This window comes from Streptomyces sp. NPDC005706, from assembly GCF_040631045.1.
Taxonomy (GTDB): domain Bacteria; phylum Actinomycetota; class Actinomycetes; order Streptomycetales; family Streptomycetaceae; genus Streptomyces.
Genome location: NZ_JBEXYS010000016.1, coordinates 28,249 through 55,172 on the forward strand (window position 1 = coordinate 28,249; position 26,924 = coordinate 55,172).

The 26,924-nt window shown below is 70.1% G+C and carries 21 protein-coding genes and 7 tRNA genes; 14 read left to right on the forward strand and 14 right to left on the reverse strand.

Annotated elements, in window-relative coordinates; translation table 11 throughout:
* Together ABZ478_RS24170 and ABZ478_RS24175 are read right to left on the reverse strand one after the other, a co-directional pair.
* Positions 1–1,733, reverse strand: a 1,733-nt coding sequence (locus tag ABZ478_RS24170; RefSeq protein WP_359552642.1) for a DEAD/DEAH box helicase, incomplete at its 3' end; no start/stop codon positions are given.
* Positions 1,734–2,571: 838 nt separating this feature from the next.
* The gene (locus ABZ478_RS24175; protein ID WP_351661397.1) at positions 2,572–2,922 is read right to left on the reverse strand and encodes a metallopeptidase family protein; all 351 of its coding nucleotides are present in this window, start codon (positions 2,920–2,922) and stop codon (positions 2,572–2,574) included.
* An 82-nt stretch (positions 2,923–3,004) separates the two neighbouring features.
* On the opposite strand from ABZ478_RS24175, the gene ABZ478_RS24180 reads away from it, so the two are divergent.
* From ABZ478_RS24180 to ABZ478_RS24200, 5 genes are all read left to right on the forward strand, one after another.
* Positions 3,005–4,561 (forward strand): metallophosphoesterase, encoded by a 1,557-nt coding sequence (locus tag ABZ478_RS24180; RefSeq protein ID WP_359552643.1) that lies wholly within the window; start codon positions 3,005–3,007, stop codon positions 4,559–4,561.
* Between the two features lie 80 nt (positions 4,562–4,641).
* Positions 4,642–4,714, forward strand: a tRNA-Glu gene (locus ABZ478_RS24185).
* Between the two features lie 36 nt (positions 4,715–4,750).
* Positions 4,751–4,825, forward strand: a tRNA-Asp gene (locus tag ABZ478_RS24190).
* 24 nt (positions 4,826–4,849) lie between these two features.
* A tRNA-Phe gene (locus ABZ478_RS24195) sits at positions 4,850–4,923 on the forward strand.
* Between the two features lie 146 nt (positions 4,924–5,069).
* Complete coding sequence (locus ABZ478_RS24200) at positions 5,070–5,381, forward strand: hypothetical protein (protein ID WP_359552840.1); 312 nt, start codon at positions 5,070–5,072, stop codon at positions 5,379–5,381.
* Here the strand turns inward: ABZ478_RS24200 and ABZ478_RS24205 are convergent.
* Positions 5,378–6,412 (reverse strand): ABC transporter permease, encoded by a 1,035-nt coding sequence (locus ABZ478_RS24205; protein ID WP_359552645.1) that lies wholly within the window; start codon positions 6,410–6,412, stop codon positions 5,378–5,380. The genes ABZ478_RS24200 and ABZ478_RS24205 overlap by 4 nt on opposite strands.
* Before the next feature lie 151 nt (positions 6,413–6,563).
* Between ABZ478_RS24205 and hrpA the strand changes: the two genes are divergently transcribed.
* The 3 genes from hrpA to ABZ478_RS24220 all read left to right on the forward strand — a co-directional run bounded on the left by hrpA (position 6,564) and on the right by ABZ478_RS24220 (position 11,035).
* Positions 6,564–10,508: an ATP-dependent RNA helicase HrpA gene (gene hrpA / locus ABZ478_RS24210; protein ID WP_359552647.1), complete on the forward strand. Its 3,945-nt coding sequence runs from the start codon at positions 6,564–6,566 to the stop codon at positions 10,506–10,508.
* A gap of 93 nt (positions 10,509–10,601) precedes the next feature.
* A tRNA-Asp gene (locus ABZ478_RS24215) sits at positions 10,602–10,676 on the forward strand.
* Between the two features lie 167 nt (positions 10,677–10,843).
* The gene (locus ABZ478_RS24220) at positions 10,844–11,035 is read left to right on the forward strand and encodes a DUF6274 family protein (protein ID WP_359552649.1); all 192 of its coding nucleotides are present in this window, start codon (positions 10,844–10,846) and stop codon (positions 11,033–11,035) included.
* A gap of 466 nt (positions 11,036–11,501) precedes the next feature.
* On the opposite strand, the gene bldC is transcribed toward ABZ478_RS24220, so the two are convergent.
* On the reverse strand, positions 11,502–11,708 hold the full coding sequence (gene bldC, locus ABZ478_RS24225; RefSeq protein ID WP_003949541.1) for a developmental transcriptional regulator BldC: 207 nt from the start codon (positions 11,706–11,708) through the stop codon (positions 11,502–11,504).
* A 519-nt stretch (positions 11,709–12,227) separates the two neighbouring features.
* Positions 12,228–13,070, reverse strand: a complete 843-nt coding sequence (locus ABZ478_RS24230; RefSeq protein ID WP_359552651.1) for a hypothetical protein — start codon at positions 13,068–13,070, stop codon at positions 12,228–12,230.
* A gap of 198 nt (positions 13,071–13,268) precedes the next feature.
* On the opposite strand from ABZ478_RS24230, the gene ABZ478_RS24235 reads away from it, so the two are divergent.
* Positions 13,269–14,363 (forward strand): Glu/Leu/Phe/Val dehydrogenase dimerization domain-containing protein, encoded by a 1,095-nt coding sequence (locus ABZ478_RS24235; RefSeq protein ID WP_359552653.1) that lies wholly within the window; start codon positions 13,269–13,271, stop codon positions 14,361–14,363.
* Between the two features lie 329 nt (positions 14,364–14,692).
* Positions 14,693–14,941 (forward strand): DUF3073 family protein, encoded by a 249-nt coding sequence (locus tag ABZ478_RS24240; RefSeq protein WP_199211120.1) that lies wholly within the window; start codon positions 14,693–14,695, stop codon positions 14,939–14,941.
* Between the two features lie 66 nt (positions 14,942–15,007).
* Here ABZ478_RS24240 and purM read toward each other — a convergent pair whose 3' ends face one another.
* The 7 genes from purM to purS form a co-directional block, all read right to left on the reverse strand.
* Positions 15,008–16,075 carry a phosphoribosylformylglycinamidine cyclo-ligase gene (gene purM, locus ABZ478_RS24245; RefSeq protein WP_359552655.1) on the reverse strand — a complete coding sequence of 356 codons (1,068 nt, stop codon included), beginning with the start codon at positions 16,073–16,075 and terminating at the stop codon, positions 15,008–15,010.
* Between the two features lie 35 nt (positions 16,076–16,110).
* Positions 16,111–17,640 (reverse strand): amidophosphoribosyltransferase, encoded by a 1,530-nt coding sequence (gene purF, locus ABZ478_RS24250; protein ID WP_359552657.1) that lies wholly within the window; start codon positions 17,638–17,640, stop codon positions 16,111–16,113.
* Positions 17,641–17,842: 202 nt separating this feature from the next.
* A complete protein-coding gene (locus tag ABZ478_RS24255) occupies positions 17,843–18,286 on the reverse strand; it encodes an META domain-containing protein (protein WP_359552658.1) in 444 nt (147 codons plus the stop codon).
* Between the two features lie 56 nt (positions 18,287–18,342).
* Entirely contained in the window at positions 18,343–19,140 is a 798-nt protein-coding gene (locus tag ABZ478_RS24260; RefSeq protein WP_359552660.1) for a sterol carrier family protein, read from the reverse strand.
* A 411-nt stretch (positions 19,141–19,551) separates the two neighbouring features.
* Entirely contained in the window at positions 19,552–21,810 is a 2,259-nt protein-coding gene (gene purL, locus ABZ478_RS24265; RefSeq protein ID WP_359552661.1) for a phosphoribosylformylglycinamidine synthase subunit PurL, read from the reverse strand.
* Positions 21,807–22,487 carry a phosphoribosylformylglycinamidine synthase subunit PurQ gene (gene purQ / locus ABZ478_RS24270; protein WP_358939494.1) on the reverse strand — a complete coding sequence of 227 codons (681 nt, stop codon included), beginning with the start codon at positions 22,485–22,487 and terminating at the stop codon, positions 21,807–21,809. Before purQ ends, purL begins: the two co-directional genes overlap by 4 nt.
* Positions 22,484–22,756, reverse strand: a complete 273-nt coding sequence (gene purS / locus ABZ478_RS24275; RefSeq protein ID WP_250404436.1) for a phosphoribosylformylglycinamidine synthase subunit PurS — start codon at positions 22,754–22,756, stop codon at positions 22,484–22,486. The genes purQ and purS overlap by 4 nt, the downstream gene beginning before the upstream one ends.
* Before the next feature lie 312 nt (positions 22,757–23,068).
* On the opposite strand from purS, the gene ABZ478_RS24280 reads away from it, so the two are divergent.
* From ABZ478_RS24280 to ABZ478_RS24295, 4 genes are all read left to right on the forward strand, one after another.
* On the forward strand, positions 23,069–23,386 hold the full coding sequence (locus ABZ478_RS24280) for an Lsr2 family protein (RefSeq protein ID WP_250404435.1): 318 nt from the start codon (positions 23,069–23,071) through the stop codon (positions 23,384–23,386).
* Positions 23,387–23,544: 158 nt separating this feature from the next.
* Positions 23,545–23,616 (forward strand) — tRNA-Gly (locus ABZ478_RS24285).
* A gap of 82 nt (positions 23,617–23,698) precedes the next feature.
* Positions 23,699–23,771, forward strand: a tRNA-Gly gene (locus ABZ478_RS24290).
* A gap of 331 nt (positions 23,772–24,102) precedes the next feature.
* A tRNA-Gly gene (locus ABZ478_RS24295) sits at positions 24,103–24,178 on the forward strand.
* A 68-nt stretch (positions 24,179–24,246) separates the two neighbouring features.
* Here the strand turns inward: ABZ478_RS24295 and ABZ478_RS24300 are convergent.
* Positions 24,247–25,146 (reverse strand): phosphoribosylaminoimidazolesuccinocarboxamide synthase, encoded by a 900-nt coding sequence (locus ABZ478_RS24300; protein WP_359552663.1) that lies wholly within the window; start codon positions 25,144–25,146, stop codon positions 24,247–24,249.
* A gap of 70 nt (positions 25,147–25,216) precedes the next feature.
* Positions 25,217–26,713, reverse strand: coding sequence for a N,N-dimethylformamidase beta subunit family domain-containing protein (locus ABZ478_RS24305; RefSeq protein WP_359552665.1), 1,497 nt, complete (start codon positions 26,711–26,713; stop codon positions 25,217–25,219).
* Positions 26,714–26,924 lie beyond the last annotated feature (211 nt).

The following is a 26,924-nucleotide window of genomic DNA, read 5'->3' on the forward strand; positions in this document are numbered from 1 at the left end:
ACCTCGAAACCACGGCCACCACGGTCACCGCGGTCGTCACGACGCTCGAAACCACGGCCACCACGGTCGCCACGGTCGTCACGACGCTCGAAACCACGGCCACCACGGTCGCCACGGTCGTCACGACGCTCGAAACCACGACCGCCACGGTCGCCGCGCTCGTACGGCGCCGAAGCCGCCGGACGGTCCTCACGCTCCGTCTCGCGCTCCGCCGGCTGCTGCGCCGCGGCCTCGACCACGGCCTCCGCCGCGGCCGCCTGGGCCTCGGCCACCGCGGTCTCCGGGTCCTCGCCACGCTCCCGGGCGACCCGCGCGACCAGCCGGTCGGCCTCCTCGCGCAGCTCGGCGGCCCGGCGCTGGGCGCGCTCGAGCTGCTTGGTGAGCTGGGCCAGATCGCGCTCGGCCTGCTGGGCCGCGTTGTTCGCGGACTCGGCCTGGACCTCGGTCATCGACCGGGCACCGGTGATCTCGGCGACCTCCGGGTCGAAGGCGCCGGCGCCCTGGATGATGTGGCGCGCGGCGTCGACGCCCGCGTCCTCCATCAGCCGGAAGATCTGGCGCCGCTGGTGCGGCAGCGACAGGGAGACCACCGTGCCGGTACGGCCCGCACGCGCCGTACGGCCGGCCCGGTGCAGGTAGTCCTTGTGGTCGCCGGCCGGGTCCACGTTCAGCACCAGGTCGATGCCGTCCACGTGGATGCCGCGCGCCGCGACGTCCGTCGCGACCAGGACGTTGACGTAGCCGTCCTTGAAGTCGGCCAGCGTCCGGGTCCGGGCGCCCTGGGTCATGCCGCCGTGCAGCGCGTCGGCCTTCGCACCGGCCTCACGGAGCTGCTCCGCGACCCGGTCCGCACCCAGCTGGGTACGGACGAAGATGATCGTGCGGCCCTTGCGGGAGGCGATCGCGGCCGTGACCGGCGCCTTGTCCTTCGGCTTCACGATGAGGATGTGGTGCGACATGGTCGTCACCGCACCCTGGGCCGCGTCCACCTCGTGGCTGACCGGGTCGTTCAGGTAGCGGTCGACGAGCGTCTTGATCTCGTTCTCCATGGTCGCGGAGAACAGCATCCGCTGGCCGCCCGCCGGAACCTGGTCGAGCAGCTCGGTGACCTCGGGCAGGAAGCCCAGGTCGGACATCTGGTCGGCCTCGTCGAGGACGGCGATCTGGGTGTCCTCGAGCGAGCAGGCACCGCGGTTGATGATGTCGCGCAGCCGGCCCGGAGTGGCGACGAGGACGTCGACACCGCGCTCCAGGGCGTAGATCTGGTTGCCCATCGACGTACCGCCGCAGACGACCTTCATCTTCAGGCCGAGGACGTCGCCGTACGGCTGGAGGGCGTCGGCCACCTGCATGGCCAGCTCACGCGTCGGGGTCAGGATGACGGCGCGGGGCTTGTGCTTCTGGGTGCGGCCGCCGGCCAGCGTGGCCAGCGTCGGCAGACCGAAGGAGAGGGTCTTGCCGGAACCGGTGCGGCCACGGCCGAGGATGTCCTTGCCGGCCAGGGCGTCCGGGATGGTCGCGGCCTGGATCGGGAAGGGGGTGGTCACGCCGTTCTGCGCGAGCTTGCGCACGACGCCCTCGGGGAGACCGAGGTCGGCGAAGGTGATCTGGGGGGACTGAGGGGTGTCAGTGGTCTCGGGGACCTCGGTGATCTCGGTCGTCCCGTCCACGAGTTCGTCCTTGACGTTCTCGTTCTCGGGCATGACGATCTGATCAGTACTGGACACGGACATGCGAATGCGAAACCTTCCGGAGTCTCTTCGGCACGCGCCCGTCAACTCCGTGATTCGCATACGACCGCCTCAATGCGGTCCGCCACGGCAAGGGAGAGTACGCGCCACACGGCGCGCTCTGTGGTGGCGCCGGGCAAATGGGATCAAACGATCTACCACCATACGCACCCACCACCCCCAAAGGCAAACCGGACCCCATAGCCCCAGGTCAGCAGCGCCGCCAGCCCCTCACCTCACGCCGGCACCCCCGCCGCCGGCGCCGGCTCCCGCCGCACCAACTGCGCCCTCGCCTCCTCATGGGCCGACGAGGACGGCTCCGCCGACGGCGGCTCCGACGTCGGCCCGGGCGGCGTCGACACCGGAGGCTCAGGCGGAGCCGAGGTCACCGGAGGCGACGGCTCGGCCTTCGTCGGCGCAGGATCCCCCGGCTGCGAGCTCTTCCCCGGCCGCGCGGACTCCGACGGCTCACGATCCTCCCCGGACGGCGACACCGACGCCGACGCCGACTTCCCGGGCTTCACCTTCCCCCCGTGCTCGTGCTTTCCGTCACCCCCCGGACCGCCGTACCCGAAACCACCCCCGCCGCCCCCCGGAACACCGTCCGGCGCCTCACCCCCACGCTGCCCCGCCGAATGCGCGGGCCGGGCTCCGCCGTCGTCCTCACCGACGCTCACACACCCCGCGGCCACGGACACCGCCAGCACCGTGACGGCCAGACGGACGGGAACGTACAAGCGGCGCACGGCGGCCACCTCCGAAGGCGGAAAAGGAAGTCAACCTCATCAACTCCCGCCGCCCGCAAGAGGACACGCACCACGACCGAACCCGCCCCACCCGCTCACCCGTAACCGAGCGCGTGCAGCCGGGCGTCATCGATACCGAAGTGGTGCGCGATCTCGTGCACCACCGTGACCTCCGTCTCGGCCACGACGTCCTCCCGCGACCCGCACATCCGCAACGTCGGCCCCCGGTACACCGTGATCCGGTCCGGCAGCACCCCCGCGTACCACTCCCCCCGCTCCGTCAGCGGCGTCCCCTCGTACAACCCGAGCAGCTCCGGATCATCGGCCGGCGGTTCGTCCTCGACGAACACGGCGACGTTGTCCATCAGCCGCATCAACTCCGGGGGAATCCGGTCGAGCGCCTCGGCGACCAGTTCCTCGAACTCCTCGCGCGTCATCTCCAGCACACGGTCATTGTCCGGTACGGAACCGCCGCACGAGAGGGCCGAACCCCGCATATCCACACCGGAGCGCGGGCATACGGCCCCAATGGTCCGCGTCCCCGTCGCAGCCCTGAACCGCAGGCTCCACCGCAAACCCGACCGCACCCGCACCCCCCGCACCCTCCCCGACCTCGAACTGGCCACCCGCCCCCGGCCCTGGCTGAACGCCCTCGGCCTCACCGCCGTCGTCCTCGTCGGCGCCTGGCTCGGCCTGCTCGTCGTCGGCAACGTACGAGCCCCGGTCGGCCCGATGGACACCACCATGGCGCTGCGCCCCTCCCTCACCGGCGGGACGAAGATCAACGTCTCCCCGCTCGGCGCGCTGACCCTGGACAGCCACATCGCCCCCGTCCGCCTGGACGTCAACGTCGACCAGCTCGACCCGCCCCGGGCCCAGGCCCTCGTCGACCACCCCGAACGCATCTCCGGCCTCCAGGACGAGGTCGCCCGGGACGTCGAACACGGCACCCTCGACCTCGCCCTGCGCTCCGGCGTCGCCGTCGTCACCGGCGCCACCGCCCTCGGCCTCGCCGTCTACCGCCGCCCCCGCCGCGCCGTCACGGCCGGCGGACTCGCCCTCACCCTGCTCGCGGCCTCCGGCGCCTGCGCCTACGCCACCTGGAACCCCAAGTCCGTCCTCGAACCCCGGTTCTCCGGCCTGCTGTCCTCAGCCCCGTCCGTGGTCGGCAACGCACGCAGCATCGTCACCGAATTCGACGTCTACCAGCAGGAACTGGCCCGCCTGGTCACCAACGTCACCAAGCTCTACGACGTCACGTCCACCCTCCCCGCCTACCAGCCGGACCCGGCCACCCTCCGCGTCCTGCACGTCTCCGACATCCACCTCAACCCGGCGAGCTGGAAGATCATCGCCTCGCTGGTGAAGCAGTACAAGGTCGACGTGATCGTCGACTCCGGCGACACCATGGACCACGGCACGGCGGCGGAGAACGGCTTCCTCGACCCCATCGCCGACCTGGGCGCCCCCTACGTCTGGGTCCGCGGCAACCACGACTCGCGCGCCACCCAGCGCTACCTGGAACGCATGAAGAACGTCCACGTCCTGGACGACGGCCGCGCGCGGACCGTCGCCGGCCTGCGCTTCGCCGGGACCGGTGACCCCCAGTACACCCCCGACCGCTCGGTGGCCCCCGGCGGCGACGCGGCCGAACGACTCGCCGGCGACCGCCTGGCCTCGGCCCTGCGCGACCAGCGGGCGGCCGGCACCCCGGTCGACGTGGCCGTCGCCCACGAACCCGTGGCGGCCCGGGAGACGGACGGCCAGGTGCCCCTGGTGCTCTGCGGCCACCTGCACCACGAGGGCACCGAGCTGCTGAAGTACGGCACCCGGCTGCGCATGGAGGGCTCGACCGGAGGCAGCGGCCTGCGCGCGGTGGAGGGCAAGTACCCCGATCCCATCGAGGCCTCGATCCTCTACGTGGACCGCGACAGCCACCGCCTGCAGGCCTGGGACGAGATCAGGCTCGGCGGCCTCGGCCTGACCACGGCGGAGGTGAGCCGCCACCTCCCGGAGGACGTCCTCGACCACCGCCGCCCCCGCACCACCTCCGGCCCGGACACCGCCTCCCCCGCCTCCCCGTAAACCGTTTTGGCGAACCCCGCCGCCATCCCATATGCTTCTCACGTCCCCGACGCGCTGAGAAGCGCGCAGGCGGGCCGATAGCCCTCATCGTCTAGCGGCCTAGGACGCCGCCCTTTCAAGGCGGTAGCACGGGTTCGAATCCCGTTGGGGGCACGCAATACCGTGTGCGACACTGTTGCACGCAAGCTTGGTCCTGTGGAGCAGTTTGGAGTGCTCGCCACCCTGTCAAGGTGGAGGCCGCGGGTTCAAATCCCGTCAGGACCGCTGAGGCTTCCTCGGAAGCCTCGTGGCTGGGTAGCTCAGTTGGTACGAGCGTCCGACTGAAAATCGGAAGGTCGCCGGTTCGACCCCGGCCCCAGCCACAAGAAAGGCCCCGATCCTCGGATCGGGGCCTTGTTGCGTTCCAGGAGCGTGTCGGCCCAGGCGTCCCGGGCCGGTGGCGGCGGCCGGTCAGGGGCGCTACGTTCTCGCTGCTGGGGACGGACGGTTCGTGGGGGACGGGGGAATGATGGGCCGGGGCGAGGCGCGTGTGGTGCGGGATGTCGAGGTGGAGAAGTACCGGGCCCGGTACGGGTTACTGGCCGTTGTGGTGAGCAATGTCGCGATCGCCGGGGTGGCCGCCTTCGGGGTGTGGCGGCTGGACGGGGACAAGGCCGTGATCGTCGGTGTGCTGACCGCCGCGTTCACCGCGGTGAGCAGCATGACCACCGCTTATCTGGGGATCAAGGCCGTCTCCAACACGGCGCGGTCGATCGCCCTCGGCGACGGTGCGGGCCGGGGGGAGAGGGCGGCGGCGGCCGCCGATCCGCCTGTTTCCTAGCGGCCGCCCGGGTGGCGGTGGCGCCAGGTCAGGAAGACGGCGCCGGAGACGACGGCCCAGCCCGCCAGTACCAGGAACGGGAAGGCGTGCTGGTGGCCGGGGAAGTAGACGGCGGTGTGCTGGGCGTTGACGGAGGCTCCTGGTGGCAGCCAGCGGCCGATGACGCCGAGCGGGGAGGGCAGGAGCGGCCAGGAGACGGCGCCGCCGGACGAGGGGTTGCCGAGGAGGACCATCAGTCCCCAGGTGGGCAGCATGGCCCAGCGGCCGACCAGGGTGTTGAACATCGTGAACACCATGCCGGAGGCGAACATCGTCAGGGCCAGGATCAGCCAGGACTCCACGAAGGGCAGGTCCAGTGCGCCGAGCAGCCAGTCCACCACGGCGGCGATGGTGAAGCCGCCGAGCAGGGCGTAGGCGGCGGTGAAGGCGATGCGTTCCAGCGGGTTCAGGCCCCGTGCGTGCACGCTCATCTGGATGGAGCCGACGAAGCCGATGATCACGGCGGCCAGTGAGATGTAGAAGATGGCGAGGCCGCGTGGATCGCCCCGTTGCAGGGGTTTGAGATCGCGTACCGTCACGGTGGTGCCGGTGGTCTCGCTCACTTTGACCGCCGATTCTCCGAGGAGCTGGGCGACGGTCGCTCCGGATGCCGCGGAGACGTCGAGGACGATCGTCCGGCCGTCGGCGGGTGCCTCGACGACCGCGAACACCTTCTGTTCGTCGACGGCCCGCACGGCGTCCTGCCGGGTGTCGTAGGGCTGGAGTTCCAGGGAGGCTCCCAGGGCCTGCTCCATGCCGTCGATGAACCGCCGGGCGGCCGGTTCGCCGTGGGGGCCGATGACTGCGGTGGGGATGGCGTGCGGGGTGGGGTTGGCCATCGCGTAGGTGTAGGAGCCTGCGAAGAGTCCGGCCGCGGCGGCGAGGATGAGCAGCAGGACGGTGGCGGGCAGGAAGGGTGATTCGCGGAAGGCGGCCCAGTGCTCGGTCCGGGTGGGCGGCCGGCCGTGGGCACCGTGCGGCGAATCGGACATGTCGCCCACGCTAGGTCATCGGGTCCTCCGTCGACGGCTTGACGGTGCCTGTCCCGTGGGGCGGGCCGGGCGCGGTGCGCGGGGGCCCCGGCGCGGCCCGCGTGCAAATCGTTCGCCAGGGATTTCCGTGAGGTGAGATCCTGGACCGCGTATGTCTACGCATCCCGCCTCCGCCCTCGGCACCCTCGCTCCCCGTCTGACCGAGCTCTCGCTGCGCGACGCGCACCGGCTCGGCCGGCGGCTCGAGGGCGCGCGCAAGATTCGTAAGCCGGAGGCCCGTGCCGCCGTCCTCGCCGAGATCGAGGGTGATGTCGGCAGGGCCGAGGCCCGGATGGACGAGCGGCGCTCCCGTGTGCCTGCCGTCGGCTATCCGGAGCAGTTGCCGGTCAGCCAGAAGAAGGACGAGATCGCGGCCGCCATTCGCGATCACCAGGTGGTGATCGTGGCGGGTGAGACGGGTTCGGGCAAGACGACCCAGATCCCGAAGATCTGTCTGGAGCTGGGTCGTGGTGTGCGCGGCATGATCGGGCACACGCAGCCGCGCCGGATCGCCGCGCGTACGGTCGCCGAGCGGGTCGCGGAGGAACTGCGGTCGCCGCTCGGGGAGGCTGTGGGCTGGAAGGTGCGTTTCACCGATCAGGTGAATCCGGACGCCACGTTCATCAAGCTGATGACGGACGGCATCCTGCTGGCGGAGATCCAGACGGACCGTGAGCTGCGCGCCTACGACACGATCATCATCGATGAGGCGCATGAGCGGTCGCTGAACATCGACTTCCTGCTGGGTTACCTCGCGCAGTTGTTGCCGCGCAGGCCGGACCTGAAGGTCGTCATCACTTCGGCCACCATCGATCCGGAGCGTTTCTCCCGGCATTTCGGTGACGCGCCGATCGTCGAGGTGAGTGGGCGGACGTATCCGGTGGAGGTGCGGTACCGGCCGCTGCTGGAGGAGGATTCCGACGACGCTGACCGGGATCAGATCACCGCGATCACCGATGCCGTCGAGGAGCTGATGGCGGAGGGGAAGGGGGACATTCTCGTCTTCCTGTCCGGCGAGCGCGAGATCCGGGACACCGCCGACGCCCTCACGAGGAGGGATTACCGGTTCACGGAGATCCTGCCGTTGTATGCGCGGCTTTCGCACGCGGAGCAGCACCGGGTCTTCCAGCCGCACACGGGCCGCCGGATCGTGCTGGCGACGAACGTCGCGGAGACGTCGCTGACGGTGCCGGGGATCAAGTACGTCATCGATCCGGGTTTTGCCCGGATCTCGCGGTACAGCCACCGTACGAAGGTGCAGCGGCTGCCGATCGAGCCGGTGTCGCAGGCGAGCGCCAATCAGCGCAAGGGCCGTTGCGGCCGCACGTCGGACGGCATCTGCATCCGGTTGTACGGCGAGGACGACTTCCTCGCGCGGCCGGAGTTCACGGACGCGGAGATTCTGCGGACGAATCTGGCGAGCGTCATCCTGCAGATGACCGCGGCCGGTCTCGGGGACATCGAGAGGTTCCCGTTCATCGATCCGCCGGACCATCGCAACATCCGCGACGGTGTGCAGCTGCTGCAGGAGCTGGGCGCGCTGGATCCGGTTCAGAAGGATCCGCGCAAGCGGCTGACGGACACCGGCCGGAAGCTGGCCCAGTTGCCGGTCGACCCGCGGCTGGCCCGGATGGTGCTGGAGGCCGACAGGAACGGCTGTGTCCGTGAGGTGATGGTGATCGCGGCGGCGCTGTCGATCCAGGACCCGCGGGAGCGTCCGGCGGAGAAGCAGGCCCAGGCGGACCAGCAGCATGCCCGGTTCAAGGACGAGACCAGCGACTTCCTCGCGTATCTGAATCTGTGGCGGTATGTGCGTGAGCAGCAGAAGGAGCGGGGTTCCAGCTCGTTCCGGCGGATGTGCAAGCAGGAGTACCTGAACTTCTTGCGGATCCGTGAGTGGCAGGACATCTACACCCAGCTCCGCACGGTGGCCAAGCAGATGGGTATCCATCTCGCCGAGGAGGAGGCGCCGGCCGACCGGATCCATGTCTCCCTGCTGGCCGGTCTTCTGTCCCACGTCGGGATGAAGGACGTGAAGGACGGCAACAAGAACGAGTATCTGGGCGCGCGCAACGCCAAGTTCGCGGTGTTCCCGGGGTCGGCGCTGTTCCGCAAGCAGCCGCGGTTCGTGATGTCGGCGGAGCTGGTGGAGACGAGCCGGCTGTGGGCCCGGGTGAACGCGAAGATCGAGCCGGAGTGGGTGGAGCCGCTCGCGGGTCATCTGCTGAAGCGGACGTACAGCGAGCCGCACTGGGAGAAGGACCAGGCGGCGGTGATGGCGTTCGAGAAGGTGACGCTGTACGGCGTGCCGATCGTCGCGCAGCGGAAGGTGAACTACGGCCGGATCGATCCGGAGGTGTCGCGGGAGCTTTTCATCCGCAACGCGCTGGTGGAGGGTGACTGGCGTACGCATCACAAGTTCTTCGCCGACAACCGCAAGCTGCTCAGTGAGGTCGAGGAGCTGGAGCACCGGGCGCGGCGCCGGGACATCGTCGTGGACGACGAGACGCTGTTCGACTTCTACGACCAGCGGGTGCCCGAACATGTGGTGTCCGGTGCCCATTTCGACTCCTGGTGGAAGCGGAAGCGGCATGAGGCGCCGGAGTTCCTGGACTTCGAGCGGGCGATGCTCATCCGGGAGTCGGCGGAGGCGGTCACCAAGGCGGACTATCCGGACTCCTGGCGTCAGGGTCCGCTGAAGTTCCGGGTGACGTACCAGTTCGAGCCGGGTGCGGACGCGGACGGTGTGACCGTGCACATTCCGCTGCAGGTGCTCAACCAGGTCACCCACGAGGGCTTCGACTGGCAGATCCCGGGGCTGCGGGAGGAGGTGGTGACGGAGTTGATCCGTTCCCTTCCGAAGCCGGTCCGCCGCAATTACGTGCCCGCGCCGAACTACGCCAGGGCGTTCCTGGAGCGGGCGGTTCCGTTGCAGGAGCCGTTGACGGTGACGATGGCGCGTGAGCTGAGGCGCATGGTCGGTGTGCCCTTCGACGCGGAGGACTTCGACTGGTCGAAGGTCCCGGACCATCTGCGGGTCACTTTCCGCATCGTCGACGAGCGGCGCCGCAAGATCGCCGAGGACAAGGATCTGGAGGCGCTGCGGCTGCGGCTGAAGCCGAAGGCGCGTGAGGCGCTGTCGCAGGCGGCGGCCGCCACCGCCTCCCGGCAGGGCGGGGAGTCCCTGGAGCGGGCGGGTCTCACCGACTGGTCGATCGGCACGTTGTCCCGGGTCTTCGAGACGCGCCGGGCGGGGCAGCCGGTGAAGGCCTATCCGGCGCTGGTGGACGACGGTGACACGGTCTCGGTGCGGCTGTTCGACACGGAGGCGGAGCAGGCCGAGGCGATGTGGAAGGGCATTCGCCGGCTGATCCTGCGCAACATCCCGGTGAATCCGGCGAAGTTCGCGAGCGATCGCCTCACGAACGCCCAGAAGCTCGCGCTCTCCGCCAATCCGCACGGTTCGGTGCAGGCGCTCTTCGACGACTGCGCGATGGCGGCGGCGGACAAGCTGATCGCGGACTTCGGCGGGCCGGTGTGGGACGAGGAGTCGTACCGGAAGCTGTACGACAAGGTACGCGCGGAGATCGTCGACACGACGGTCCGTACGGTCGGGCAGGTGCAGCAGGTGCTGGCGGCCTGGCAGGCCTGTGAGCGCCGTCTGAAGGCCGTGGGCAGCCCAGCGCTGCTGGCGAACCTGACGGACGTCCGCAAGCAGCTCGACGCGCTGGTGAAGCCCGGTTTCGTGACGTGGGCGGGGATACGGCGGCTGCCGGACCTGATGCGCTACCTGGTGGCCGCGGACCGGCGTCTGCAGCAGATGCCCTCGGGCGTCCAGCGGGACACCACCCGTATGGAGAAGGTCCACGAGATGCAGGACGAGTACGCCTGGCTGCTGGAGCAGCTTCCCCAGGGGCGGCCGGTGCCGCGGCAGGTGCTGGACATCCGCTGGATGATCGAGGAGCTGCGGGTCAGTTACTTCGCCCATGCGCTGGGTACGGCGTATCCGGTCTCGGACAAGAGGATCGTGAAGGCGATCGACGCGGCGGCGCCGTAGCCGGACGGGTACGGTGGGTGAGTTCGACCCGGGGCTCACCCTCCTGTACAGTCCTTCTCGCAGCACAGCGCAACACCGAGTGCCGCGAAACCTGGTCCTGTGGAGCAGTTTGGAGTGCTCGCCACCCTGTCAAGGTGGAGGCCGCGGGTTCAAATCCCGTCAGGACCGCAGTTGAGGAAGGGCCCCGTGAGGGGCCCTTCTTTTGTGTCGCCCGCTCCTGCTCCGCCCGCCCCTCCGGGGTCGGCGCGGCCGTCCGCGCCCTTGACGGCGCCATCTTCGCTCGGTACCCAGAAGGCAGGGCGTGTTCTCCCCTCGGCGGCCCCTGGAGGTGGCGTATGGCGGCGTCGGCCAGGCACGAGACGCGGGCGCTGCTGAGGGCGCATCTGTCGGCCGCGTCGTCCTGCGGGCATCTCACCCGTCACTGCCCCGTCTGTCATCGCCTGCTGCGGCTGGTGATGGACGCCGGCCCGTATTCCCCGGAGGCGGACGAGGAGTCCGTCGAGGACGAGCGGCCGCGCAGCGCGTGATCACGGTCGGGCCGGCCCAACACCCGTACGTGCGGGGGGTGCTGGAGTTCGCGATGTCCCATTAGCGCACGCGAGCCGCGGACAACAAGGACCTTGACGTGTGACGGGAGTCACCGCATGAGTTTTCAAAACTGCGGAACTTACCCCCCTCATACAACTGGTCAATTTAATATGTGCAATTGCACCGCTCTCAGAGGGCGCGAACAGCCGATCCGACAGCCCTCCCCAGAGTCCGACAAGGACGCTCACAACCGCCGCACCGGGCCGTCGACCAGGGCACAAAAAAGATCGCGCTGGACCCGGCGGAGTCCAGCGCGATCTACGACGCACCCTGTGTCGCTGCCAACAACGTTCTCTTCGGCCTGGGCGTGGGCCCTGTTGGGGCAGGTCCCGCGTCGCTTGGAGCTAGGGTTTCGGGCTTCGCGGCCAGTTTGGGGAACGGCCGTTTCGCCCGGTTTTCAGTTGTTCAGGCCTCGCTGCGCTGCTGCGGGATGCCCGCGAGCAGTGCGCGGACCTCGGCTTCGCGGTAGCGGCGGTGCCCGCCGAGCGTACGGATCGATGTGAGCTTGCCGGCCTTCGCCCACCGCGTGACCGTCTTGGGGTCGACACGGAACATGGTGGCGACCTCAGCCGGGGTCAGCAGCGGCTCGGCATCAGGGGTGCGAGCGGTCATGAGCGGCCTCCTCGGGAGAACCGAACCTTCTCGGTTCTTTCCTCTAAATTCTGCACCTTGACCCGCGTTGCCCGAAATGGTGCACGCGGGTCGAGTCGGTTATAGGACGAACGGCTTGTCCTCGGCACTACAACTACACCATCTGTCCAGCCGCGTCGGCCAAACCGATGGAATTGCCCTCCCAGGTGTTCATCAGCGACGGAAGCCGATGGACCATGCCATAGCGGACAGTCACGTCACTGTGACGATCAGTCACAGCGGCGATCAGGAGTCACCAGACCCCCTATAGCGTGCAATGCGGAGAATCCGCCCATGATGGAGCATAGTTGAGCGGAGGAGCCCTCCCCGGACTCCTTGTCCTATTTTGGCATGAGGGGTGGCAACCAGGGCAAGGCACTTGTAAGTGCTGTCCATCACCCTTGGGACATAAGCCCGGATCGGGACCAACATCCCGTCAGGTGGTTCAAGTGGCCATGACCGTACGCTGTTCGGGGCGATTCGGACCGTGACGTACGTCACTCAGTTCGCGGAGCGCCGGTCCCGTACCGTCCGCCACCGCTCCACCAGCCGTCCGTACGCCTCACCGGCGGCCGTCCCGTCGCCGCGGCGCAGCGCCTCGATGCCATCGGCCACGTCCGCCGCCGAGTGGTCGTCCGCCAGGTCACCGGCCGGCACCGCGTGCACCAGCCCGCCGTAGTCCAGCTCGACCACCGAGCGCGGGTGGAACTCCTCCAGCCAGCGGCCGACGTCCACCAGGCCGTCGATCAGCGGCCCTTCCTCGATGGTGTCCTTCAGCGTGCGCAGCGCCCGGGCCACCCGCCGCCGGGCCTGCACCATCGGGGTGCGGTAGCGCAGCATCGGCGGCACCTCGCCGGACGCCTTGTCGTACCGCCGCTCCTCGTCGGCGACCAGCACGAACCAGTTCAGCGGGATCTGCCAGGTCGCGGTGCGGATCCAGGGGCGGGCGTCGGGGTTGCGGGCCAGCCAGCGCTCGTAGTCCTGGGCGGCCTGGCGGCGCACCACCGGCGGCAGCACCGCGTCCAGCACCGGCGGGGGCAGCTCCTCACCGAGGCCCGCCAGGGCCAGCCAGCCGCGCAGCCGGGTCCGCCAGGGGCAGACGCAGAGGACCCCGTCGCTCTCCAGCACGAAGGCGTCGCCGCTCTCGTGCACCGGTACCGGGACCGGCGGGGTGGGCAGCAAGTCGGCGAGCGAGCGGCGCAGTTCGTCCTGGTAGGAGGGGCGGTCCGGGCGCCGGGCGTAACGGGCCCAGTGGGTGCGCTCGGGCTCCGGGAAGGCGGTCAGCGGCTCGTACACACGCAGATAGGCGGCATACGGGACGACCACGGCAGACACCTTGGGCACGCCTGCTCCCTCCCCATCGGGCCCGGCTCGAAACCACACCAAATCGTTTCACGGTGATACGTGCGTACACGGCTCCGGAGAGTGATCCTTAACACTGCGCGGATGGTGAGGGACCCGAGGCTCTACGCTCATGCCACGACCCCGCCACCCGTACGGGGCCGCACCCCACTCGCCGCTACTTACACAGGAGTCACCACAGTGACCGACGTAACCGGCGCGCCTGCTGATGTCCTGCACACCCTGTTCCAGTCGGACCAGGGCGGCCATGAGCAGGTCGTGCTCTGCCAGGACCGCGCCAGCGGTCTCAAGGCCGTGATCGTCCTCCACTCCACTGCCCTGGGCCCGGCCCTCGGCGGTACGCGCTTCTACCCCTACGCCACCGAGGCGGAGGCCGTCGCCGACGCCCTCAACCTCGCGCGCGGTATGTCGTACAAGAACGCCATGGCCGGTCTGGACCACGGCGGCGGCAAGGCCGTGATCATCGGCGACCCGGAGCGCGACAAGACCGAGGAGCTGCTGCTCGCCTACGGTCGCATGGTCGCCTCGCTCGGTGGCCGCTACGTCACCGCGTGCGACGTCGGCACGTACGTCGCCGACATGGACGTCGTGGCCCGCGAGTGCCGCTGGACCACCGGCCGCTCCCCCGAGAACGGCGGCGCCGGCGACTCCTCCGTGCTCACCGCCTTCGGCGTCTACCAGGGCATGCGCGCCTCCGCCCAGCACCTGTGGGGCGACCCCGTGCTGCGCGGCCGCAAGGTCGGCATCGCCGGCGTCGGCAAGGTCGGCCACCACCTGGTACGGCACCTGCTGGACGAGGGCGCCGAGGTCGTGATCACGGACGTGCGCGAGGAGGCCGTCCGGCGCGTCCTCGACCAGCACTCCGAGGTGACGGCGGTCGCCGACACCGAGGCGCTGATCCGTCTCGAGGGGCTCGACATCTACGCGCCCTGCGCCCTCGGCGGCGCGCTGAACGACCGCTCCGTGCCGGTGCTCACCGCGACGGTGGTCTGCGGCGCCGCCAACAACCAGCTCGCCCACCCGGGCGTGGAGAAGGACCTCGCCGACCGCGGGATCCTCTACGCGCCGGACTACGTGGTGAACGCGGGCGGTGTGATCCAGGTGGCGGACGAGCTGCACGGGTTCGATTTCGACCGGTGCAAGGCGAAGGCGGCGAAGATCTTCGACACCACCCTGGCGATCTTCGCACGTGCGAAGGCCGACGGGATCCCGCCGGCCGCGGCGGCCGACCGGATCGCCGAGCAGCGGATGGCCGAGGCCCGCGCGGCCCGCTGACCCGGGCCGCCACCGGCCCTCCGGTCACCGCGATCGGACGTCCGATCGCACAGGTGAGCGGTACCCGCCGACGGGAACTTGGAGAGAACTCTCACTTCCGTCGGCGGGTCGTACCCCGATAAGTGGTTAAAATCGCCATTGACCAGCGAGGACGGGGCACCTCGAGGGTCCTGTGCACACGCGCGTGCTGCGGGCGACGTACCGTATGGGCGTGGGCTCAGGTACCGTGGAAGCCCTACGGACCGGCCTCTCCACGGAGGGCCCGTTCCGATCATGAACGCGTGTCAGACTCTGGGGCCGTCGAGCCCCGTCACCGAGGGGGTCGAGCCATGGGGCGCGGCCGGGCCAAGGCCAAGCAGACGAAGGTCGCCCGCCAGCTGAAGTACAACAGCGGTGGGACTGACCTGTCACGTCTGGCCAATGAACTGGGCGCATCAACTTCGAGCCAGCCGCCGAACGGCGAGCCGTTCGAGGACGATGAGGACGAAGACGACGACCTGTACTCGCGCTACGCCGACCTCTATGAGGACGACGAGGACGAGGACGAGGGTCCCTCACAACATCGTCGCGGCGCTTGACCTTGCACTGAGCACGTATCCGGTCGGTGGCACAGCCACCGACCGGCTTCTGTGCTGTCCGCGGGTTCAGACCGCGTAGTCCCCGACCAGCTCGGCGCCGGTCTCCTTGCCGCCGCGGTCGGTGATCTCACCCGCGACCCATGCGTCGACCCCGCGGTCGGCCAGGGTCGTGAGGGCCACGTCCGTGGACTCCTCGGGGACGATCGCGATCATGCCGACGCCCATGTTCAGCGTCTTCTCCAGCTCCAGGCGCTCGACGTCACCGGTCCTGCCGACGAGGTCGAACACCGCGCCCGGGGTCCAGGTGGAGCGGTCGACCACGGCGTGCAGCGCGTCGGGGACGACCCGGGCCAGGTTGGCCGCGAGCCCGCCGCCGGTGACGTGGCTGTACGCGTGCACCTCGGTGGTGCGGGTCAGCGCCAGGCAGTCCAGCGAGTAGATCCTGGTGGGCTCCAGCAGCTCCTCGCCGAGGGTGCGGCCCAGTTCGGCCACCTCGGACTCGAGGGCCAGGCCGGCGCGGTCCAGCAGCACATGGCGGACCAGGGAGTACCCGTTGGAGTGAAGCCCGGAGGACGCCATGGCGATCACGGTGTCACCCTTGCGGATGCGATCCGGGCCCAGCAGCCGGTCCGCCTCCACGACGCCGGTTCCGGCGCCGGCGACGTCGAAGTCGTCCTCGCCCAGCAGGCCCGGGTGCTCCGCCGTCTCGCCGCCCACCAGGGCGCAGCCGGCCAGTACACAGCCCTCCGCGATGCCCTTGACGATGGCCGCGACGCGCTCGGGGTGGACCTTGCCCACGCAGATGTAGTCCGTCATGAACAGCGGCTCGGCACCGCACACCACGATGTCGTCCATGACCATGGCGACCAGGTCGTGGCCGATGGTGTCGTAGACGCCCAGCCGGCGCGCGATGTCGACCTTCGTGCCGACGCCGTCGGTGGCGGAGGCGAGCAGCGGGCGCTCGTAACGCTTGAGGGCGGAGGCGTCGAAGAGTCCGGCGAAGCCGCCGATGCCGCCCAGCACCTCGGGGCGCCGGGTCTTCTTCACCCACTCCTTCATGAGTTCCACGGCGCGGTCGCCCGCCTCGATGTCGACGCCCGCCGCTGCGTAGCTGGCACCAGTTGTCTCAGACATGACTGTGAGAGCTTTCGTGTCGTACTGCAGGGGTGTTACGGGCGCCGGATCGCGTCGGAGGCGGCCGTGGCGGCCGGGCCGGCCGCGAGCTCGGTCTCCAGCAGCTGCTTGCCGAGCAGCTCGGGGTCCGGCAGGTCCATCGGGTACTCGCCGTCGAAGCAGGCGCGGCACAGGTTCGGCTTGGCGATCGTGGTCGCCTCGATCATGCCGTCGATGGAGATGTACGCCAGCGAGTCGGCGCCGAGCGAGGTGCCGATCTCGTCGATGGTCATCCCGTTGGCGATCAGCTCCGCGCGCGTGGCGAAGTCGATGCCGAAGAAGCAGGGCCACTTCACGGGCGGGGAGGAGATCCGGATGTGGACCTCGGCCGCGCCCGCCTCGCGCAGCATGCGGACCAGGGCCCGCTGGGTGTTGCCGCGCACGATCGAGTCGTCGACGACGACCAGCCGCTTGCCCTTGATGACTTCCTTCAGGGGGTTCAGCTTCAGGCGGATGCCGAGCTGGCGGATGGTCTGCGAGGGCTGGATGAAGGTCCGGCCGACGTAGGCGTTCTTCACCAGGCCGGCGCCGAACGGGATGCCGGAGGCCTCCGCGTAGCCGATGGCGGCCGGGGTGCCCGACTCCGGGGTCGCTATGACCAGGTCGGCCTCGGCCGGGGCCTCCTTGGCGAGGCGGCGGCCCATCTCCACGCGGGAGAGGTACACGTTCCGGCCGGCGATGTCGGTGTCCGGGCGGGCCAGGTACACGTACTCGAAGACACAGCCCTTGGGCTTCGCTTCCGCGAATCGGGAGGTGCGCAGGCCGTTCTCGTCGATGGCGACGAACTCGCCCGGCTCGATCTCGCGTACGTAGCTGGCGCCGCAGATGTCGAGGGCGGCGGACTCGGAGGCGACCACCCAGCCGCGCTCCAGCCGGCCGAGAACCAGCGGGCGGATGCCCTGCGGGTCACGGGCGGCGTAGAGGGTGTGCTCGTCCATGAAGACGAGGCTGAAGGCGCCCTTGACCCGCGGGAGGACCGAGTGGGCGGCCTCCTCGATGGTCAGCGGCTTGCCGTCCTCGTCGACCTGGGCGGCCAGCAGGGCCGTCAGCAGGTCGGTGTCGTTGGTGGCCGCGACCCGGGTGGAGCGGCCGTTGTTGTCCTTGGGCAGGTCGGCGACCATCTCGGCGAGCTGCGCCGTGTTGACCAGGTTGCCGTTGTGGCCGAGCGCGATCGAGCCGTGCGCGGTGGCACGGAACGTCGGCTGGGCGTTCTCCCACACGGATGCGCCGGTGGTCGAGTAGCGGGCGTGTCCGACCGCGATATGACCCTGGAGCGAACCGAGCGAGGTCTCGTCGAAGACCTGGGAGACCAGGCCCATGTCCTTGAAGACGAGGATCTGGGAGCCGTTGCTGACCGCGATTCCCGCGGATTCCTGACCCCGGTGCTGGAGGGCGTAGAGCCCGAAGTACGTGAGCTTTGCGACCTCTTCACCCGGAGCCCAGACACCGAAGACGCCGCAAGCGTCCTGGGGGCCCTTCTCGCCGGGAAGCAGATCGTGATTGAGTCGACCGTCACCACGTGGCACGGCTCCGAGTGTAGGCGAGGTCGACCACTGGTCCGAATTGGGGATGCGCGGCGGCCTCGGAGCGGCGTTCGCCGATCACCTTGTCGGTTTCCTGGTTTTCGCAGGTCAGCTCAGTTATACGGGTCCGTAATCGGGTGTGGGCCCGCTCCCCAGGGCAGTGGTCCGGAGCCGTCGGCGGGGTGTGTGAGTGAGGTGTCGCACATCATTCGGGTGCGCCGCGGCTGAGGTGCAGCCGGTCGCCGTCGCCGTCGGTGAGCGTCAGCTTCCCGTCGGCGGTCCTGGCGGTGATCGTGCCGGTGGTGAGGAAACGGGCGAAGGCGCGCTCGAAGGTCATGCGGTCCTCGTCGCAGGCCATCTTGGTGGACCGGATGTCGCCGAACGTGATCCGGTCGCCGTGCACGGTGGCCCGGGCGCCGAAACCGTTGCAGCCGAGGTTGCCGCCCGCCTGTCCGTCGGTGCCGATCCGCAGGCGCGCGGTGGCGGGTGCCCGCAGGGTGGTGCCGTCGGCGGTGAGGCCGTCGACCCGCCAGTCGACGCCGGTCACGGGCTGCCGCACACCCGCCGAGCCGCTGTTCGCCTGCCCGGCGTGGGTGCTGCCACAGGCCACCGTGAGCGGGACGAGCACGGCGGCCACCGTCAGGGACATGCGCTGCTTGTACCGGTTCATACGGATTCGACGCGGCGCCCCGGCCGCCGGTTCCGTCACGCCATGAGCGGCAGCAGTTCCCCGATGTCGGCGCGCTCCCCACTGGCGCTGACCAGCGCCTCGGCCACGGCGGCCGCGAAGTCCAGCCGGCCGGTGGCCAGCCGGATCCAGGTCAGCGGGTCGGTCTCCACGACGCTGGGCGGGGTGCCCCGGGTGTGCCGGGGCCCCTCGACGCACTGCACCACGGCGTACGGCGGCACCCGCACCTCGGTGGAGGCGCCGGGCGCCTTCACGGCGAGGGCGTCGGCGAGGAGCCGGGTGGCCGCGGCCAGCGCCTGGCGGTCGTGGGGCACCTCCAGGCCGGGCACGGCGGCGTTCAGGTCGTCGGTGTGCACGACGAGTTCGACGGCGCGGGTGACGAGGTAGTCGTCCAGCGGGAGGGCGCCCGCGTTGGTCCGCAGGAGCCGGCCGCCGGGGTGGGCGTCGAGCAGGGCGCGCAGGCCTGCGTCGGCCTCGGCGAGGTAGGCGTCCAGGTCGGGCCGCTCGGTGACCAGGCCACGGGTGAACTCGTCGATCGCGGCGGAGTTCGCGGTGGTGGCGAAGGGCCACTCGGCCACCGGGACGTCCTGCTTCGGCGGGGCCGGCAGCTCCGCGGACCGCTGGACCGCGGTGACGGCCATGCCGATGTGCGCGACCAGTTCCCGCACGGTCCAGCCGCCGAGCCGGGTGGGCAGGGCGAGCTGCTCGGGACCGAGGCCCCGGACGGCCTCCCGTACGTTGCCGAGCTGGGCGAGGACCGCGGCACGGGTTCTGGCGGGGTCGTAGGCGCGGGCGCGCCTCTTGGCCGGAGACATGGCAGTGACCCTATGCCGCGCGGGGGCCCGGGATCAGCCGGTCTCCCCGTGCGCGGCTCGCCACGGCGGGGCGGGGCGGCCGGGCGCGTCCGGGGCGTGGGCGGCGGCGCGTGCGTGGCGGTGTGCGCCTCCGCGGTGGACACCGCGTTCCGGGGCGGTGGCCGCGGTGCTGCCGCCCTGCCCGCTCCCGGCCGCTGCCCGGGGACAGCCGGCCCCGGGCGGGGCCGCTGTGCCGGACGGGCGGGCTCGGACAGGGTGGTGGCCGCCGCAGCCGGCGCCCACGGCGGGCGGCACCCTCGCCGGCGTGGGGCGGTGTCGCGGGGGCGGCCCGCCGGGCTCGGCCCCGGTGGACGCACGAGGCCCCGTCCGGGACGCCGGACGGGGCCTGTGTGCGCGGTGCGCGGGTGAGGGTTACGCCAGCAGGGCCGGGATCGTCGCCTCGTGGGCCTCGCGCAATTCGGTGAGGGAGAGCGCGAACTCACCCTGGACCTCGACACAGTCGCCGTCCACGACACCGATGCGGGTGGCCGGGAGGCCACGTGCGCCGCACATGTCGTTGAAGCGGACCTCCTCCGAGCGCGGCACGGCGACGACGGCGCGGCCGGCCGACTCGGAGAACAGGAAGGTGAAGGCGTCCAGGCCGTCCGGGACGACCAGCCGGGCGCCCTTGCCGCCGAGCAGCGCCGACTCCACGACCGCCTGGACCAGACCGCCGTCGGACAGGTCGTGCGCGGAGTCGATCATGCCGTCGCGGGAGGCGGAGATCAGGATCTCGGCCAGCAGCCGCTCGCGCTCCAGGTCGACCTTCGGGGGCAGGCCGCCGAGGTGGTCGTGGACCACCTGGGACCAGGCCGAGCCGCCGAACTCCTCACGTGTGTCGCCGAGGAGGTACAGGAGCTGGCCGTCCTCCTGGAGGGCGACCGGGGTGCGGCGGGCCACGTCGTCGATGACGCCGAGAACGGCGACCACCGGCGTCGGGTGGATGGCCGCCTCACCGGTCTGGTTGTAGAGCGAGACGTTGCCGCCGGTCACCGGCGTGCCGAGCTGGAGACAGCCGTCCGCGAGCCCGCGGATGGCCTCCGCGAACTGCCACATCACCGCCGGGTCCTCGGGCGAGCCGAAGTTCAGGCAGTCGGAGACGGCGAGCGGCCTGGCGCCGGTCGTCGCCACGTTGCGGTAGGCCTCGGCGAGGGCGAGCTGGGCGCCCGTGTACGGGTCCAGCTTGGCGTACCGGCCGTTGCCGTCCGTCGCGATGGCGACGCCGAGGCCGGTCTCCTCGTCGATGCGGATCATGCCGGAGTCCTCGGGCTGGGCGAGGACGGTGTTGCCCTGCACGAAGTGGTCGTACTGCGAGGTGATCCACTTCTTGGAGGCCTGGTTGGGGGAGGACACCAGCTTCAGGACCTGGTCCTTCAGCTCCTCGCCAGTCGCCGGCCGCGGCAGCTTGTTCGCGTCGTCCGCCTGGAGCTCGTCCTGCCAGGACGGGCGGGCGTACGGGCGCTCGTAGGTCGGGCCCTCGTGGGCGACCGTGCGCGGGTCGACGTCGACGATCTTGCCGCCGTGCCAGAAGATCTCCAGCCGGTCGCCGTCGGTGACCTCGCCGATGACGGTGGCGATGACGTCCCACTTGTCGCAGATCTCGAGGAACCGGTCGACCTTCTCCGGCTCGACCACCGCGCACATGCGTTCCTGCGACTCACTCATGAGGATCTCCTCGGGCGAGAGCGTGGAGTCGCGCAGCGGTACGTCGTCCAGGGTGACGCGCATGCCGCCGGAGCCGTTGGAGGCCAGCTCGGACGTGGCACAGGACAGGCCGGCCGCGCCGAGGTCCTGGATGCCGACGACCAGCTTCTCCTTGAACGCCTCCAGGGTGCACTCGATGAGGAGCTTCTCCTGGAAGGGGTCGCCGACCTGGACGGCGGGCCGCTTCGACGGCTTGGCGTCGTCGAAGGTCTCGGAGGCGAGGATGGACGCGCCGCCGATGCCGTCGCCGCCGGTACGGGCGCCGTACAGGACGACCTTGTTGCCCGCGCCGGAGGCCTTGGCGAGGTGGATGTCCTCGTGCCGCATCACACCGATGGCGCCGGCGTTGACCAGCGGATTGCCCTGGTAGCAGGCGTCGAAGACGACCTCGCCGCCGATGTTGGGCAGGCCCAGGCAGTTGCCGTAGCCGCCGATGCCGGCGACGACGCCGGGCAGCACCCGCTTGGTGTCGGGGTGGTCGGCCGCGCCGAAGCGCAGCGGGTCGACCACGGCCACCGGGCGCGCGCCCATCGCGATGATGTCGCGGACGATGCCGCCGACACCCGTGGCCGCGCCCTGGTAGGGCTCGACGTACGACGGGTGGTTGTGCGACTCGACCTTGAAGGTGACCGCGTATCCCTGGCCGACGTCCACCACACCGGCGTTCTCGCCGATGCCGACGAGCAGCGCGTCCGACTGGGGGGCCTTCTCGCCGAACTGGCGCAGGTGGACCTTGGAGGACTTGTACGAGCAGTGCTCGGACCACATGACCGAGTACATGGCGAGTTCGGCGCCGGTCGGGCGGCGGCCGAGGATCTCCACCACGCGCTCGTACTCGTCCTTCTTCAGGCCGAGTTCGGCCCAGGGCAGCTCGACGTCGGGGGTCGCGGCCGCGTGCTCGACCGTGTCCAGAGGCGTCCGGCTCATGCGTTGACCAGCTTCTTGAGGATCGAGGTGAAGAAGGGAAGGCCGTCGGTGCGGCCCGAACCGATCAGCGGCTCGACGGCGTGCTCGGGGTGCGGCATGAGGCCGACGACGTTCCCGGCCTCGTTGGTGATGCCGGCGATGTCGTTGAGCGAGCCGTTGGGGTTGAAGTCCAGGTACCGGAACGCGACCCGGCCCTCCGCCTCCAGCTTGTCGAGCGTGTACCGGTCTGCGACGTACCGGCCGTCCATGTTCTTCAGCGGGATGTGGATCTCCTGGCCCTGGCGGTAGTCACCGGTCCACGAGGTCTCCGCGTTCTCCACCCGCAGCTTCTGGTCGCGGCAGATGAAGTGGAGGTGGTCGTTGCCCAGCATGCCGCCCGGCAGGAGGTGGGCCTCGGTGAGGACCTGGAAGCCGTTGCAGATGCCGAGGACCGGAAGTCCGGCCTTCGCCTGCTCGATGACCGTCTCCATCACCGGCGAGAAGCGGGAGATGGCGCCGGCCCGCAGATAGTCGCCGTAGGAGAAACCGCCGGGCAGCACAACGGCGTCGACCTGCTTGAGGTCCTTGTCCTTGTGCCACAGCGCGACCGGTTCGGCACCCGCGAGGCGGATCGCGCGCTGGGTGTCCCGGTCGTCAAGACTTCCCGGGAAAGTGACGACGCCAATACGAGCGGTCACTTGGCCGCCTCCGCGACTTCCGCACCCTCTTCCACCTTGACGATGAAGTCCTCGATCACCGTGTTGGCGAGGAAGGATTCCGCAAGATCGTGGATGCGGGCGAGCACGGCCTCGTCGACCGGCCCGTCAACTTCCAGTTCGAAACGCTTTCCCTGACGGACGTCCGAGATCCCTTCGAAACCCAGGCGCGGCAGCGCACGCTGGACCGCCTGGCCCTGGGGGTCGAGGATCTCCGGCTTGAGCATGACGTCGACTACGACGCGTGCCACTGGCACTCCCGGTGTGTGGTGCTGAGCAGGTTCCTTCAGACTACCCGCCCAAAATTTCTACGCGGGTAGAGTTGTAGGAAACTACGTGAGCCGCATCACGATCGGGTGACAGGCGCGCCCCCTCGCGAAAAGTTCTGGGAAAGTTCCACAGACCCACCCACGACATCTATTGCACGGGGACACGCGGGCGGATTTAGTCGGGCTTCACTTTGCATTGCCGGGCACTGTACAAATGAATTGGCAATAGCCGATACTCGGCACGTCATCGCCGGATGAGCTGTATCGACGTGCCGCACGAAGGGACCGATATTCGTGGCGCAAAAAGTCGTGGTCACTCTCTTTGACGACATCGACGGCTCGGAAGCGGCGGAGACGATCGCCTTCGGACTCGACGGCAAGTCGTACGAGATCGACCTGAACGAAACCAACGCCGGAGAACTGCGCAAAGCGCTCGCGCCCTACGTGGAGGCGGGCCGCAAGCGCTCGCGTTCCGGCAAGGCGTACAAGCAGACGGAGGTCGCCCCCGACCCGGCCGCCGTCCGTGCCTGGGCCCAGGCGAACAAGATGGACGTGCCGGCGCGCGGGCGGATCCCGAAGAAGGTCTACGAGGCGTTCAGCGCCGCGCAGTGAGGACCCGCGAAGGGGCGAGCCCTCAGGGTCCGTCAGCGGACCCTGAGGGCCGTGCACTTGGCCACGCCGTCAGCCGACTTGCGCTACCCCCCTGCTGATCAGCTAATGTCTGGGACACGCCGAGGGGCGAGGCCGAAGGGCCGGATCCCGAGGATCGTGCGGGTGTAGTTCAGTAGTAGAACATCCCCCTTCCAGGGGGAAGGCGCAGTGTGCAATTCCTGTCACCCGCTCTGGCACCGGTCACACCGACCACTCTTGTGGATCAGGTAGGCTGGTGCTCGCACCGATCGGTGGGAGCCGGTCGGGAGCAGTGCGGACGTAGCTCAGTTGGTAGAGCGCAACCTTGCCAAGGTTGAGGTCGCGAGTTCGAGCCTCGTCGTCCGCTCGGGAAAAAAGCCCCGGTCTTCTGGACCGGGGCTTTTTCGTGCGTCGGCCCTTCCCGAACGCTTCCCGCGGGCACCGGACATGTGAGGGTCGCCACATCCGCACGGCCGGCGCCGGGCCAGGCCGGTGCGCGAGGGCTCACGCGCACCATCCGCATCACGCACCCCGGAAAGCACTGCGCCGACGTGGAGTTGGCCCCGCCGGAGACTCTCCGGGCGTCCGGGACCGGCCTTCCCCGGACGCGACGCGGTCCGGTGCCGGGACCGCCGTGCGGCAGTGCGTCCCGCGCACCCGCGAGGTTGGGTATAGTTGCTCTCGCGCCACGGCGCAGTGCGGACGTAGCTCAGTTGGTAGAGCGCAACCTTGCCAAGGTTGAGGTCGCGAGTTCGAGCCTCGTCGTCCGCTCCATGACGAAGCCCCCGGTTCCGGCCGGGGGCTTTTCGCATGCCCCCGGAGCTTCTCCGGGGGCATGGGCGTCAGGACCAGGCGGTGCCGGTCAGCCGCTCGTACGCGTCCACGTACTTCTGCCGGGTCGCCTCGACCACCCGCTGGGGCAACGCCGGCGGAGGCTGCTCGCTCCGGCGGTCCCAGCCGGACTCGGCGGAGGTCAGCCAGTCCCGGACGTACTGCTTGTCGTACGACGGCTGCGCGCGGCCGGGCTGCCACTGGTCGGCCGGCCAGAAGCGGGAGGAGTCCGGGGTGAGCACCTCGTCGGCGAGGACCAGGGTGTCGCCGTCGAAGCCGAACTCGAACTTGGTGTCGGCCAGGATGATCCCGCGGTCGCGGGCGATGTCCCGGGCGCGGGAGTACACGGCGAGCGTGGCCTGCCGGAGCTGGGCGGCGGTGTCCGCGCCGACCTGCCGGGCGACCTCCTCGTAGGAGACGTTCTCGTCGTGCTCGCCGACCTCGGCCTTGGTGGCCGGGGTGAAGATCGGGGCGGGCAGCTCCGAGCCGTCCACCAGGCCCTCGGGCAGGGCCAGCCCGCAGACGGTGCGGGACTGGTCGTACTCGGCGAGGCCCGAGCCGGTGAGGTAGCCGCGGGCCACGCACTCGACCGGGATCATCCGCAGGGACTTGCAGACCAGCGTGCGTCCCGCCCAGTCGGCGGGGGCGTGCTCGGGGAGCTCGGTGCTGATCACATGGTTCGGCGCCAGGTCACGCAACTGGTCGAACCACCACAGGGAGAGCCGGGTGAGGACACGGCCCTTGTCGGGGATCTCCGTGGGCAGCACCCAGTCGTAGGCGGACATGCGGTCGCTGGCGACCATCACGAGGTCGCCCGCCTCGTTCTGGTACAGCTCGCGCACCTTGCCGGTGTGCAGGTGCACCAGGCCCGGAACCTGAATCGGCTCGGGCTTTTCTACGAATCCGGACACGGTTCCTCCGCGTGGTTCTGTCCAAGTGCGTCGATTCTCCCGTATGCGGGTGATCGGGGTGCGCCCAGGGTCAGTCCCGTTTGCAGATGCGGTCCAGCAGGTTCGCCGTGGCCCGCTGGATGCGGGGGTCCACATGGCCGGGGCGGTCCAGGGACGGCGACCAGGCGAAGGTGCCGGAGGCGAACACCCAGGCGCCGGAGGGGGCCCGGTAGAGGGAGGTCTCCTGGTGCCGCTGGACGCCGTCGCCGTCGGTGTAGGGGGAGTGGGCGAGCAGGATGCGCTCGTCGTGCTCGGGCAGTGGGGTGCGCGGGAAGTAACGGTCCGCCTCGCCCGCCACCAGGCCCTCGATCTCGTCGCCCTCGTGCGCCCCGGTCGCGTCCCACAGCCAGTGGCCCGCGTTGCGGACGATCAGCGGGTGCGGCTCGGGGACGCGGCCCGCGTACTGGATGCCGACGAGCTGCTGCTCGGGCCGGTCGATCTCGCGCCACAGCACCGGCTTTCCGGGGCCCTTGCGCTTGCGGCAGGTCAGCAGCCGGTCGGGGACGCCGGACGCCGACGGGCCCAGCTCCACCTGCCAGTACATGGTGTTCGCGGACAGGAAGACGAGGGAGGTGCCGTGGTCGCGGGCGTTCTCCACGGCCCGGCGCATCGGCACGGACCAGTACTCGTCGTGGCCGGGGAAGACCAGCCCCCGGTACCGGGTGGGGTCGACACGGCCGGCGTGCAGGTCGCGGGCGTCGGCGTAGGCGAGGTCGTAGCCGTAGCGCTCGGCCCAGCGGATGAAGTCGTAGGCGTGGCCGACGTGCAGGGGCAGTCCGGCGCCCGCGTACGGGCGGTCGAAGGAGACCGTGGTGGCCGCGTCCGCCTCACCGAGCAGACAGCCCTTCTCGTCCCAGGCGTGATACAGGCTGGCGCCGGTACGGCCGTCCTCCGGATAGAGGTTGTACGCCTGCCAGGTGATGTCGGGCAGCAGCAGGAGCAGGTCGGCCGGGTGGTTGTCGCGGACCGTGAAGGGCACGTGGGAGCGGTAGCCGTCGGCGGTGGTGAGGACGGCCACATAGGCGCCGACGGTCCAGTGCGAGGGCACCTGGAGGCGCCAGGAGAGCCACCAGTGGTGGCAGGACACCGTGCGGTCGGCGGCCAGCGGCGGGGACTGGACGATGCCGGAGAGCCGGGGGCTGGTGGTGATCTTCGAGGCGCCGTCGCCGCCGTAGTGACCGATCCGGTAGATGTCGACGCCGAACTGCTGCGGCGGGTCGACCGTGATGTGGAAGTCGATCGCCTCGCCGGGCGCGACCGCCCCGGTGGAGGTGAAGCCCTTGATCTGGCGGTGCACGTCGTCGGCCGAGCGGGGGCCCGGTCCGGCCGTGCGCGGCGCGGGGACGCGCGGCCGCTCGCCGGCGGGCTGCTGCGGGCTCGGGTCGACGTACCAGGGCACGACGTGCCCGGTGTCGTCGAAGTACGTCTCACTGCCGCGCAGCCAGGGAACCGGCCCGAGGCCGAAGGGGTCCGTGACGGCGTGCGCGAGCGCTCCGGACTCCCAGCGGCGGATGTGGTCCGAGGCCATGGACGCTCCCCTCCCTCATGCCCCCGTTGCCAGCGTGGTGCGTGCTGCTCGGTCGTGCTGTCGTATGTCGCATGCCTCTGCCATGTGCGCGGTCGGTCCCAGCACATCACATAACGCACGGATCTGGTCACTGTTCGTTGCGAATTGACCTGAACTGGAAGTCCACCCTCCGTTACGGCGCCGGTTCCGGTAGGGCGCCCGGCGAAGTGCC